Here is a 13,066-nt window from a genome sequence, read left to right as displayed (position 1 = left end):
AAGCTCTGATAACGCGGCAGATGAGTGCACCCGGCTCGCCCGAAGGGTGAGAAAATCAGACAGAATACCGTGGATTACATTTTGCATTTTTGAAACGACTGAAAATATTACCGTAAAGAACTGTAATTAATAATTATTCCTTAGCCCTGATTGTTTTCTCATGAAATATCCGGGCTAAGTGGCTTCACCTTTTTGCAGCCCGAGGCTGCTGTTCATGAGCTGAATAGTTACCATTTAAAATAAGTTTAACCATCAGAATATGAAAGCCATTGACAAAGATCAGCAAACCATGGTTGATAGCGCGTATACAAAATTGACCCGATCGGCGTGGGGCTTTTTTTTGTAATCTCTTCGCCGCTCATCCAACTGGAGACCAACTATGAATGCCTTTCTTCCCCACCCCGAGGTCTCTACTTTCATGACATCTCATCTTCCTGATTTATTTGAACGTTATGGCATGAATTTCTGCATTGACGGGCCTCAGCTCGAATATTTTGTTTATCAAAAAAAAACGGGTCTGGATATTTCTTGCTCCTTAACGGTCAACCTTGACGATGATGCTGGCAAGATTAATGTCATGACATTCTATCCTGGCCTATCCCTGCTTCCAGGGTCTCGTTATCTTTCTGCCGTATGTTTTTTTATAGTCATGCAACATTTTGCTAATTTTCATCAAATTAAACGTGTTTGTCGAATTTGTCTCCATTCGAAAAAAGCAATATTTGATTCCTTTTACGCTCTACTTCAGGATTTCAATTTTCATCTTCAGAAGTCTGGCGAAAAAGATCGGGTCGATGTGGAAAGTTTTTTTCGGTCGTCAAACATCGATACCTCGATGGTCATCGAACGTGCCCTTGTGGATTACTAACTGTAAAAAGGTGTCTGCCGCACAGTGACACTTTCCCAGAGCCCGTTGTTCTATCAATCCTTATGATTATACCCCGTTTTGAACACTGCGGAAGAAGACGGCAACGAGGATCGACTCTTTCCGTCCGCTCTTATAATCATGAATCAATTGGGATGATTTAGCCTGCATTCACAAGGAGCAGACTCTCGATCCTTTACGCAAAAACCAGCTGCCCGAATGCATCCGGTCGATGGAACGCCGGTTTGTCCGTTCCTGTCGGTTGCCAGGCCATGTAGAGGCGATCTTTGCCTTTCCCCTCCACACGAAAAAAATTGGATTTCCACACGTCCCCTTTTTTCGGTCTGCCGACGCGACTAAACGGGAGACGCATCACAGAGTACCAGAGGTTTCTTTCGTCGTGTACAAAGGAGCGGCCTTTCCAATCCGAATCCCATTTCGTATCGTATTTTCTATGATTCAGGTCGATTGAAAGGTCCAGTTGTTCGGCTGCCGGATTTAACTCCCATTCAAAATATGTTTTGGGAGAATCCGGGCTGGGGTCGATAAAAATCTCAACCACATCGTGCTTGAATAGATCCACAACCTCCTTTTTCACTGCTGAGGCATGCGTTTTATCGACCGACCTGTAATGCGCGACAAAAAAGACCCATAATTCCCGCTCTGTATAAAGGCATCGAAAGCCGGTCGCAACACCGGGGGGAAGAGAGCCCCCCTTCCAATCGGACATGATCCATGAGGTGGACTCAAGGGGCCATTGCAGCATCTCCGCATGAATATCAACGGGATCAGACGCCATGTACCGGGCTGTCACCGTGTGCCCTCCGCGAAAGGTATCTTTCGCATTCCCCGGGATATGGATCCCAGACAATCCGATTAAGCCCAGGCGGAGATCCTTCCTCTGCAGGGTCTCCTCGCCGATAACACGAATCCCCTCAAGGTGGCGATCCCGCTTCGTATACTTTTCCGCTGCGCGGAGCAGATAGGGAGGGCAATGAAACCCGGATTGCTGCCTCAACGCTTCATTGAGCCAGTAGCCGGAAAGCCTGGCGGCGACCGCGTCGGCAAACAGGGTATTGTAGCTTCCCACGGCGGTGCACAACGGCACGGATGACAACCGGTTAAATCCATCCCCTTCGGCGGCAAGAATCCCGTCAATCAAGGTGATATGAGGATGAAGAATGCCATAGATATCACAGAGGCGGGCGGAGAATTTTGCCAGAATGTCCGCATAGGCGATCCGCTGCTCTGTTTTCGTCAGAGACTCGCGTTTTTTTAGATAAGGGGTCAGCTCCGCATGCATTTTCCATTTTTTCTGATGATACAATCCCGGGCCATCAAAACCGATCACCCCCATTAAATTTTTCATTCCCGCCGAGACAAAGGGAAAACGGTGCGTTTTTAATTTAGGGACATTGATGACGAGGCCGCTTACAAGGTGTTCAAGATATACTTTAGGAACCACCAGCCCTGTTTTAAGCTCCTCGGCATCTGGCATGGGAACCTGAACGGGGACACACTCATCGTCATTGGGTCCTTCTCCGTTGTAATAGTTCAAATCGACCACTCGTGCCTGGGGATATTTTGCCGCCAGTTTTTCATAGCCGGCGATTCTGCAGAGTTTTTCAAAATCTTTGGGATCTGAAATCCCCCACCCCTCTGCAATTAAGATCTGAGAGACCCCCTGCTCCGTAAGATAGCTTATAATCCCATCCACAAATCGGATATCCGTGACACGCCCCAGCACACCATTGTCGGCTCCCCCTTTAAACCAGGCAAACCCTCCGATATTGGGTTTGATTAAAACGGACAGGTCCTTGTGCAATGCCGGGGATAACTTTTTCATCAAGGCATACCCCGCTGAAAAAGGGTCCACGGACTGCTCCAGATAAACCGGCTTATCGATATCCTTTCCGATCATTTTTTTTTGATAGGCGAGGATATCTTTTACATCAAAATTACCGAAATTATCTCGGGTCACCGTGTCTGTGTCGAGATAGGTGGCGCCTGACATGGCATCGGGTAACAGATGATCCGGCAGGGCGCGCCAAACAAAAGGAACACTCCCCACGGTGATTCCAGAAACAATTTTTAAAAATTTTCGTCTGTTCACGTGACTCCATCTCTCATTTCCTGGCCGAACCAATAAGATGATTGTTGACGCCTTCTGCTGGATTTACGGCCATTCATTGTTTTGCGGGTCTATCTTAATATTCTTGGCGTCCGGAACACCGGGCCGCCGCCACAGGCTGTTCCAACCGGAACGCTGTTCTTATATGTACCTGCCTTTTGAAGACTTTGTAACCAGCAAAACACCTGATTCAGCGGCTAAACGAAGTACAATGATTTCAAACAAAACAGTAAAATATCTCAAATCGCATGCATCATACACAAGTTCTCAATAGGAATCCAGGAGACAGGCAAAATGCATATAGCCCCCGTCGTACCTCTCCCGAGATAAAATCACCCAACCAAAGATGTCTAAAATTGTGCCGTACCCATTCCGCAGCCCTCGACTTGAGAGCCGCGGGGTTACGAGTTCCAAGAGGTGTAAACCTGCCTCCTGCCCCCCAAGGACAAGCACTAAAGGTTCCTCAAGGGGTGGGACTGTATCGGTATTATGCCTATATTTAAATCATTCTAAAGCTTGCAAAATATAGTATTAAGCGTATACTCTGCGGGTTTTTTTTAGAACATGCCCCCCAGGTTGTCCGGTTTACGACTGATTTTAATATCATTTTACCATGTCAGCCCAATAGATCGACTCTTTTACATCACGGAAAACAAGCTATGAACAAGAAGATCATAAAAATAAATCGCAGGCAGCCTCTCTTGTGGCCCCTTCTCACGCTGCTTTGCCTTGTGGCATTTGCTGGGTGCTTAAAAGAGACACCTGACGGAAAAAATCACGTGAAAACGGTGACGACAACCCAGGTGAAACGAGTGGAAACCGACCGGCTCATCTCGGTGAGCGGCTCCATACACCCCGATAAAACCGTAAACTTAGGATTTCTCGTGGCGGGAAAGATCCAAGAGGTCACCGTCCAGGTAGGAAAATTTGTGGAGAAAGGAGAGGTCATGGCCCGCCTTGATCCCACGGACTACAAAAGCGGCCTGCAGATTGCTGAAGCCAAATACACGGAGATACAATCTGAATATGACCGGTTGACACGGCTCCATAAAAAGGGAAGCCTCACCCCCAACGACTACAGCAAGATCGTTGCCGGCAGAGCCGAAGCCGAGGCGAATTACCAGATCTATAAAAAAAAGGTGTCCGACACCATCCTCACCTCGCCGGTGTCTGGCTTCGTTTCCAAAAAAAGGGTTGAAGCAGGAGAGGTTGTGGACCAGGGAGATCCGTGTTTTACCGTGGTCTGTACATCCATCGTCGAGGCCCGCATGGCAGTGCCTGAATCAGAAATTGACCTGATACAGGTAGGGCAGAAGGCCCGGGTCACCGTTCCGGCCCTTGCGACGGGTAACTTTACCGGAACCGTCACCCAGATTGCCCCCGTGGCCGATCCCCTTACCCGGACGTTTAATGTAAAAATCAAGGTCTTAAACCCAGACCATATTCTGCGGGCCGGAATGATCGCCCTGTCAAAGATAGATATTGGGAAAAAGGTCACAACGCTTACCATCCCCGGCGCAGCGGTGTTAAGAGCCCCGGACAATCTGCTCCATGTTTTTGTGGTTGACCCCCAATCCCGAACGGTTTCCAAAAAGAGAATCACCCTGTCTTCCTTTTCAGGGTCTGACGTCATGGTGGAGACCGGTTTGAGCCTGGAAGATCTGGTTGTGACCGCGGGGCAGGAAAAACTGACCGACGGAATGACTGTCATGACAAACAGGGACAGTGACCGACCATGAATATCATCAAATCATCTCTGAAAAACAGTCATATTATCACCGTTATCAGTATCCTCATTCTGATTTTAGGGGCCGAGGCACTCCTGACAATGCCCAGGAGAGCCACGCCTAAAATAACGGTATACAAAGGCCTCGTGGTTGCCTTTTATCCCGGAGCCACCACGCTGCAGGTTGAAAACCAGCTCACCCGAAAACTGGAGAGACAGCTCTTCACCTACGGGGAAATAAATCAGGAAAAGACCACCTCGAAGACCAAAGACGGATACGTGGTGATCACCGTGGCCCTGCATGAATGGGTTAAGGACACCGAAGGCTTCTGGTCCAAACTCCGGCTGAGCCTGTCTCAGTTTAAGAAACGAAAACTTCCTGAGAGCGTGATCGGGCCGGTGGTCGATTCCGACTTCGGGGATACCGTCGCGCTGCTCATCGCCATAGAATCCGACAAACGAAGTTACAGCGAACTCAAAGCCTACCTGGAAAAAGTGGGCGATGCCTTACGGACCGTCAAGGGCACGGGCCGAATCAATATTTCCGGCTTTCAGGAGGAGCAGATCAGTGTCTCTGCGGATTCACAGGCCTTGTCAAAATACGGGCTCTCCCTCGCGCAGCTGATGACGGTCTTAAAAACACAGAACGCTGTCAGTTTTTCCGGAAACATCGACACCGAACTCTCCAGCCTCCCCATCCATGCCTCAGGGCTGTACAATTCGGTTGAACAGGTGAAGAATCAGCAGATTTTTGTCTCTCCCCAGGGTAATTTTCTCCGTGTCCGCGACGTGGCCAAGGTCGAGCGGAAGATGAAGGACCCGAAATCCAAAATTCGGATCAACGGGAAAGAGAGCAACACCCTCATCCTCTCTCTGCAGATGCAGCCGGGTTACAATATTGTGACCTTCGGACAGAGGATTCAGACAAAACTTGCCGAATGCATCGAACGCTTTCCGTCCGATATCCATTTTACAACCATCAACAATCAGCCCGAAGTGGTGTCCGAAAGCATTGGCAATTTTATTCGGGAGTTTTTTATCGCCGTTGGTGCGGTGATCCTCGTCACCGTTCTGCTGCTCCCCATCCGGGTCGCATCCATCGCTGCCATGGCCATTCCCATCACCATCGCCGTGACATTCACCCTGCTGAATCTGATCGGAATCGAGCTTCATGAAGTGTCCCTTGCCTCCCTGATTGTGGTCCTCGGCATGGTGGTGGACGATGCCATTGTCATTGCCGACAACTATGTTGAAAAACTGGACTCGGGGGAGACGACATGGGATGCCGCATGGAAAAGCGCCTCGGAACTCTTTGTTCCGGTTTTGACGGCAACCCTTGCCATCGTGACCGCTTTTTTGCCCCTTCTCTTTTTTCTCGAAGGCTCCGTGGGTGACTTTATCTACGCCCTTCCCATCACCGTGCTCATCGCCCTTCTCTCCTCCTTTGCCGTGGCCATGCTGATTACTCCGCTGCTCTGCCATACCTTTATAAAGAAAGGGCTGAAAAAAGATGAGAATCAAAAAAAACGTTTTAATCTGCTCGATCTCATCCAGAAAATTTACGACAAAACAATCTCTACAGCGTTCAACCATCCTGCCATGACGGTTATTTTCGCTGTGATCGTGGTGGCAGCCGGCTGCCTCCTGCTGCTGGATGCCAGACAGAAGTTTTTCCCCCCTGCAGAACGCGCCCAGTTTGTCATCGAGATCAACATGGCCCGGGATACAAAACTTGAGGTCACCGATGCGGCGGTTAAAAAAATTGAGGCCCTCCTCTCCGGGGACAGCCAAATTAAAGATTTTGCCTCCTTTGTCGGTACCAGCCCCCCCCGGGTGTATTACAGCTTTGCCCCGAAATTTCCCCGCGAAAGCTACGGGCTGCTTCTTGTCAATACCGTCTCGGTTGAGGCGGTAAACGACATCATCCGAAAATACCAGAGACGGGCCGATGAGCTGGTTCCGGGCGGCAGGGTCAACATGATGGGGTTCCAGCAGGGAATTCCGGTTGACGCTCCCCTGGAAGTACGCATCACAGGATATGAGACAGAACAGCTGAAAGAGATTGCCCGCAAGATCACCACCCTTATCAAAGGGACCGAGGGAAGCAAGCTGGTCCATACCGATTGTTACGACAGCTATTATGTACATCTTAATATCGATGACACCATCGCAAACAAGCTGGGTTTTACCAGCGGTATCATTGCCGGTCAGGTCGCTGCCGGGTTCTCCGGGCTTCCCGTCTCCTCCATGCTGGAGGGGGAAGACAGTATCGACATCATCCTTCGTCTTGAGAAAGACGCCCGCAAAGATTTTGATGACCTCAAAAACATGGAAATCGTCTCGCCGGTGACCCGCCGCAGCATCCCCATCAGAGAGGTGGCCGGTCTTCAACCCACCTGGCAGACAGGGCAAATCGCTCACAGAAACGGCGTCAGGACCCTGACCGTCCGGTCCTTTACCCATGAAGGGGTCCTGCCTTCAACCGTCCTGAAAAAAATACGGCCGGCCATCGACGCCCTCGAACTCCCCCCTGGATACCGCATCGAGTATGGCGGTGAATACGAAGGAAAGGTCTCGACCTTCAGCCAGATGGCTGCGGCGCTGGTTGTCAGCGTGGTCCTTATTTATCTTATCCTTCTCTTCCAGTTTAAAAACTCTCGAGAGCCATTTATCGTCATGCTCGCGATCCCCCTGACGCTTTTTGGTGCCATTCTTGGCCTGATCATTACGGACAACCCCTTTGGCTTTACGGCCTTTGTGGGGTTAACCAGCCTCGTGGGGATCGTCATCCGAAACTCCATTATTCTTGTGGACTATGCCGATGAGCTGGTCCTCAAAGAGGAGATGAACCCGAGGGACGCCGCCATGCATGCGGGCTCCAGAAGGCTCCGACCCATCTTTTTGACCTCCATGGCCGCGGCGGTGGGCGTCACACCGATGATCGTGTCTGGATCTCCCCTTTGGGCGCCGCTTGCCAGTGTCTTTTCAGTGGGAGTGATTTTTTCCATGGTCATGACTCTAATCATCATCCCAGTGATCTATGCCCTGCTGATGGGTACGGCTCATGAAGGTCGATAAATAAAATGAACCAACGAATGAATAAGCTAATCAAACTGTCATTGTTCCTGGTCTTTTGTGCCGGGATTCACACCGCGCCCGCACTTGGGGCAGAGACGCTGACCCTGAACCAGGCCATCGAGCAAGCCCTTATAAAAAACACGGGGTTGGAAATAAAAAATTCCCAGGTTCGGGAAAAGCAACAGAGACTCAAAGAGATGCGCAGCCATTACTATCCCAGGCTGATGGCACTCGGCACCGGCGGTCGTGCGACCAACCCCTTGGACTACACACTGAGCGCTGGAACCATCGCATCTGCCCTGCCAAGCAATCTGAGTCCCATGATACCGCCCTCCGGCATCCCCTTAAAGGGCCATGACGCGTCCTTTATGAATCTGACCGCCATGGTGGTCCAACCGATCACACAGATTCTTAAAATCAATTCCGGTGTGGACATTGCTGACACCGATGTAAACATTGCGAGGGAAGAACGAGATAAGACAAGGGGGGACATACAATACGCCGTGAAGAAGGTGTATTATGGAATCCTCATTGCCGGACGCCAGAAAAAAGAAGCCGAGCTTCGGATAAAACTTGAGGAAGCCCAGCTGTCCGATGCAGAAAACGCTTTCGCGTCTGGGGTCGCCCTCCCCCTTAAGATCAGCGGCCTCAAAGCCGGACTGCTGAACCGGAGCCAGGACCTTCTCTCCCTTGAAAACAGGATCGCCAATTTATCGTACATGCTAAACGACCTGACCGGGCGCCCCTTAGACGCCGGGGTACTCCTTGATGACACTCTGGAGGCGTCCGTTAAAACACAAACCCTTGCCCAGTATGACAGCCATGCGCTTTCCCAGAGTCATGAACTGGTCATTGCCGATCTGACATTAAAAAAAGCAGGCCTTGCCGTGGATGCCGCCAAAAAAGAGTACCTGCCCGATATGAACCTTTATGCCCTTTATAATTATGAGAACGATTTTCACGTTATCAAAAACCATGTCGGGGTGGTCGGGGTCTCCCTGAGTTGGACGCTTTTTGATTTCGGACAAAAAAGCTCCGTTCTTGGCCAGAGAAAAGCCCTTCGTCATCAGGCCCAGAAAAATTATAAGAGAATCAAAAATGAGGTCCGAAGGGACATAAAAAAAGAATACACGAATTTACAATACAGCAACCAGATGATAGATCTTGCAACGCAGGTGGTCGAATTCAGGAAAGATGCCTTGAAAATTGCTTCCGATCTGGATGATACCGGCCTTCGGCTCAACACGGCAAAACTTGAGGCCGCAGCGGAACTCGCAAAAGCCGAAGCCGATCTCTTTGCCGCCACACTTTCCAACAGGCTCATCCGGGTGAACCTGGCCAAACTTTCCGGCAGTTACCCGACAGTAACAAGGTGACGCCATCCTTGATGGCGAATACGATTCGACGGTATGCATGAAGGCCTGCACCGGGCAGAAGACAGGACGGAGTATGAAAAAAACAGACAAAAATAAACCGGCGGCAACCAATCATCTGCTCTTCTTTCTGGCCGGGATGGTTTGGATCTCCGTGGGGATCATGCTCTTGCATTTGGCTTTTATATGGCTGTCTGCGACAGACACGAAAAGCGCGCTTCTGTTTGCAGGAGCGGGAGTGATCATCGCATTGCTGGCTCACCATTTTGGATTTTTAAAGATCGTGGATAAAAATTTACAACGAATCCATTTGATGACGGAAAAACGCTGCTTATTCGCCTTTATGTCCTGGAAAAGTTATCTGATTATTCCTGTGATGGTGACGATGGGAGCCGTACTTCGCCACTCCTCATTTCCGAAACACTATTTAGCGGTTATCTATATCGGTGTGGGTTTGGCGCTCATCTTGTCGAGTGTTCGATACGTGAGAACCTTTGTTGAAAAAATGATGTGACGATTCGGTCACAACAAAAAAAAGCCTCCGGCGGCAAGGTGTGCCACCTTGAAAGCAGGTTCTCGCTGGGCTTTGCCAACGGCGTCGTAGAGGAACAGCAGTATTTCCCTGGGTGCGCCCGAAAAACAGCACTGCTGAAAAATAGGGTAGAAATGGGAAAAAACAGGGACAGGCCCCATACGCTTACAGTTCTCACACCAACACCGCCATCACCATCATCACCGCCCACACAACGAAGGCCCGTAGGATGGGCAAAGCGCGAAGCGTGCCCATCTGGCCGTCGGGATAACCGCACCGATGAAAATTACAAGAACACCGAGAACCTATCATGAGAAAATGAGAAATGAGAGAAAATGAGGGGACAGGCGACAGGACATTTACTCAACTCGTGAAATATCTGGGTTGGGCAAAAATACCTGTAACTATTCAGCTCATGAAAAGCAGCCTCCGGCGGCAAGGCGTGCCACCTTGAAAGCTACTTGCGAATGCGCTTTGTCCCCATGTCACGGCGAAGACGCAGGAGAAGACGACTCGCTTGTCGGGTCAAATCACATCCGCATTGGGGTCGACGTAAATCTGAAATATATTTTTAAGACCTGTTTGTTAAACCCGTCTTTATAAAATCAGGCAAAAGTTTAGCCCCCGTCAGGGCCGCCGAAGGCATAAGCTGAATAGTTGCCAAATAATTTATGAGCCACGAAAAACACGAAAAAAATCCAAAATTCAACTTCTTTTTGGGACAGCTGAGTGCTACCCTGTTCGCGGTTTTCGTGTGGTTCGTGGTTAAATTGCCCTTTGCTTTATAGACGATCCGTCGGCACAAACAAGAAGCAGATGCATGATGGAAAACCACCGCTTCTATTTATTTTTTAATGCAGCGATAAGGGCCACAACGGTAGAATCAGAAAGGTGACACCTTATCGAAAATGGGTTTGCGTGCCCCCCTCCCCTCGCATTGACAAAACGGTTTAGAGACTATACATTCACGCCATGAATGACGAGACCTTCCACATCAAATTTGCCTCCGTCGATTTTTTGTTTCATAAGATCTTCAACAAGATGAAGCGGATTGAGCAAACCCCTCGATATTTCGGGACGGAGACTCTTCTCTACCCCTCGGAAATCCATACCATCGAGGCCATCGGCAAGAACGCCGGTATCAATATGACCGATCTCGCAGCCCTTCAGGGGGTCACCAAGGGTGCCGTCTCCCAAGTCATCCGAAAGCTTGTGGATAAAGAGATGGTGATTCGGATGAAAGACGAAAAATCGGACCGGGAGGTCCTGCTCAAACTCTCCCCCACCGGCAAAGTTGCCCATGACGCCCACAAAAAATTCCACGCCCGCATTAACCCCCACCTCCTCGACCTCGTCGAACAGGCCGATGAGGAAAAGATGGCCTTTATGACCGAGGTTTTCAAAGCCATCGACCAATTCTGCGATCAGGTCCTCGACGAATAATTCTGCGTTTATCGTCACTATTCAGCCATAGAAAAAGCCTCCGGCGACAAGGGTGGTGAAGCCACTTTTTTTCGTTCCCAGGCTCCGCCTGGTAATGCTTCCCGGAGGCTCTGCCTCCAAGTTTGAAACCCCGCACCCTGTGAGTTTCACCCCTGCGCCACGCGCTTATCATGCCGACGGTCCTGTCGGGAGCCAAACGTTTAAAGGGTCTATCCTTTGGTCACCATGTCGATATGAAATGTGGGTGCACCGTGCGCATCGCTTAACGTCCGATAAACCGTCAACGCCGTATTTTGTGATACGTGTTGAGACGGGTTGGCGGTTTGCGTGACGTTGAACGGTGCGGGAGCCGCACCCTACGGGCTGAAGCGGTTTTGCAAAATTTTTTTAAAAAAAGCCCCGCCAGAGACAGAATGATGCTGAATGGTCCCCAAAATTTATTGACAGCTTTGTTTAGGTCCTATACCTTTCGGGTAAAAGTTTAGCATCTAAACCTTAATCCCTGTTACCAAGTGAGGCCGTCATGAACGAAAGCGTATGCCCCGTCTGGGTCGGTTACCTTCTCTTAAATCCATTGCGGAAAAAACTTCAGAATCCAGAACACCTTTTGACCCCGTACGTGAAACCCGGCATGAGGGTGGGCGACATCGGCTGTGCCATGGGATTTTTTTCCATCCCCATGGCAGAGCTTGTGGGCGACACCGGTCAAGTGGTCTGTGTGGATATCCAGGAGAGGATGCTCAAAAAGCTAAAAAAACGTGCCGTCAAGGCGAGGGTAAACAACGTAATGGATTACCGGATTTGTTCCCGGACATCCCTTCACCTTGCGACCCCCGGACAACCCTATGATTTCATTCTGGCATCGGCCGTGGTCCACGAAGTTCCAGACGCCAGCCTTCTCTTTACCGAAATCTTTCAGGAGTTGAAGCCAGGCGGACGACTTCTGCTCGCCGAACCTGCCGGACACGTTTCCCAAGCAACCTTTGACCGGGAAGTCGTCATCGCTGAAACCTGCGGGTTCCGTGTCATGAAGACCCTGGAGATTCGGCGGACACTCGGGGTGGTGTTTGAAAAGCCCGCTTAAACGGCCTTTTTTTGGGCCGTCTTGTTTAGCACCTATACCTTAACTAATAATGATCTGCATTAAAAAATGGCCGGAAATGGAGCGCCGCACTCCGGTGCGGCTCTTTAGTCGTCGTTATCCATGCCGCACCGGAATGCGGCGCTCCTGGACGCAAAAAGGCCCAAGCGTTCACCAGGCGAACCCTCTGCCGGTCATGGATCGTAGATTAATCCAATGCAAGCGGAACCGGAGCGCACTGTCACCGCCCGCACCACGAAGGCACGTAGGATGGGCAAAGCGCGAAGCGTGCCCATCTGGCCGTCGGGATAACCGCACCGATGAAAATTACAAGAACACCGAGAGCCTATCATCATTCCCCAGCAGGACCGAGTACCCCAACGCCTACGGGGTCTCACGGCACCCACGGCATAAGATTCTTTTCCCGCCAACGGGGCTCACGCCAACCCCAACAACAGCCCAGCCCACAGAACCCAACCCTCAACCGGCCCTCTTTACTTGGTAGTAAACAAAGCATAGAGGTCGTCTTCAATGGCCATCAATCCTATGACAAAATGAGGGGACAGGCGACAGGCCCTTTATAAAATAAGGAACTATTCAGTTCATGAAAAGCCCCCGGCGGGCTTTGCCAACGGCGTCGTAGAGGAACCGCAGTATCTCCCTGGGTGCGCCGTGCTCCGTCGCGGCTTTTTTTGCCGGGGGCTTGGCCCCGGTTCTCCCCGGTAAAAGCTAAAACTTATCCCGCATCCGCCATCATATTTCAACGAATGCCCCCCTCCCAGCGATATCGCATAAATGCCGCGACGGAGCACGGCGCGCCCGAAAAACAGCACCGCT

Annotated in this window: 8 protein-coding genes; 7 read left to right on the top strand and 1 reads right to left on the bottom strand. The window is 50.4% G+C overall.

Annotation, left to right across the window (positions count from 1 at the left end; genetic code table 11):
• The first annotated feature begins 379 nt into the window (after positions 1–379).
• A complete protein-coding gene (locus Q1Q75_RS18375; protein WP_300673658.1) occupies positions 380–868 on the top strand; it encodes a hypothetical protein in 489 nt (162 codons plus the stop codon).
• Positions 869–1,061: 193 nt separating this feature from the next.
• On the opposite strand, the gene Q1Q75_RS18370 is transcribed toward Q1Q75_RS18375, so the two are convergent.
• Positions 1,062–2,978 (bottom strand): DUF362 domain-containing protein, encoded by a 1,917-nt coding sequence (locus Q1Q75_RS18370; RefSeq protein ID WP_300673657.1) that lies wholly within the window; start codon positions 2,976–2,978, stop codon positions 1,062–1,064.
• A gap of 797 nt (positions 2,979–3,775) precedes the next feature.
• Here Q1Q75_RS18370 and Q1Q75_RS18365 point away from each other — a divergent pair.
• From Q1Q75_RS18365 to Q1Q75_RS18340, 6 genes are all read left to right on the top strand, one after another.
• Positions 3,776–4,735 carry an efflux RND transporter periplasmic adaptor subunit gene (locus tag Q1Q75_RS18365; RefSeq protein WP_300673656.1) on the top strand — a complete coding sequence of 320 codons (960 nt, stop codon included), beginning with the start codon at positions 3,776–3,778 and terminating at the stop codon, positions 4,733–4,735.
• A complete protein-coding gene (locus Q1Q75_RS18360) occupies positions 4,732–7,800 on the top strand; it encodes an efflux RND transporter permease subunit (protein WP_300673654.1) in 3,069 nt (1,022 codons plus the stop codon). Before Q1Q75_RS18365 ends, Q1Q75_RS18360 begins: the two co-directional genes overlap by 4 nt.
• Positions 7,801–7,817: 17 nt before the next feature.
• The gene (locus tag Q1Q75_RS18355) at positions 7,818–9,176 is read left to right on the top strand and encodes a TolC family protein (RefSeq protein ID WP_300673653.1); all 1,359 of its coding nucleotides are present in this window, start codon (positions 7,818–7,820) and stop codon (positions 9,174–9,176) included.
• Positions 9,177–9,249: 73 nt separating this feature from the next.
• Positions 9,250–9,687, top strand: a complete 438-nt coding sequence (locus Q1Q75_RS18350) for a hypothetical protein (protein ID WP_300673651.1) — start codon at positions 9,250–9,252, stop codon at positions 9,685–9,687.
• 990 nt (positions 9,688–10,677) lie between these two features.
• Positions 10,678–11,148: a MarR family transcriptional regulator gene (locus Q1Q75_RS18345; protein ID WP_300673649.1), complete on the top strand. Its 471-nt coding sequence runs from the start codon at positions 10,678–10,680 to the stop codon at positions 11,146–11,148.
• Between the two features lie 523 nt (positions 11,149–11,671).
• Positions 11,672–12,232 carry a class I SAM-dependent methyltransferase gene (locus tag Q1Q75_RS18340; RefSeq protein ID WP_300673647.1) on the top strand — a complete coding sequence of 187 codons (561 nt, stop codon included), beginning with the start codon at positions 11,672–11,674 and terminating at the stop codon, positions 12,230–12,232.
• Positions 12,233–13,066 lie beyond the last annotated feature (834 nt).

Source organism: Desulfoluna sp. (genome assembly GCF_030145185.1).
Taxonomy (GTDB): domain Bacteria; phylum Desulfobacterota; class Desulfobacteria; order Desulfobacterales; family Desulfolunaceae; genus Desulfoluna.
Note: the sequence above shows the minus strand (reverse complement) of the source record. Positions and strands in the feature narration are given on the sequence as shown.

Coding starts and splice junctions, on each gene's coding strand:
- Q1Q75_RS18350 (WP_300673651.1), top strand. CDS start 9,250: ATGAAAAAAACAGACAAAAATAAACCGGCGGCAACCAATCATCTGCTC.
- Q1Q75_RS18345 (WP_300673649.1), top strand. CDS start 10,678: ATGAATGACGAGACCTTCCACATCAAATTTGCCTCCGTCGATTTTTTG.
- Q1Q75_RS18375 (WP_300673658.1), top strand. CDS start 380: ATGAATGCCTTTCTTCCCCACCCCGAGGTCTCTACTTTCATGACATCT.
- Q1Q75_RS18355 (WP_300673653.1), top strand. CDS start 7,818: ATGAATAAGCTAATCAAACTGTCATTGTTCCTGGTCTTTTGTGCCGGG.
- Q1Q75_RS18340 (WP_300673647.1), top strand. CDS start 11,672: ATGAACGAAAGCGTATGCCCCGTCTGGGTCGGTTACCTTCTCTTAAAT.
- Q1Q75_RS18360 (WP_300673654.1), top strand. CDS start 4,732: ATGAATATCATCAAATCATCTCTGAAAAACAGTCATATTATCACCGTT.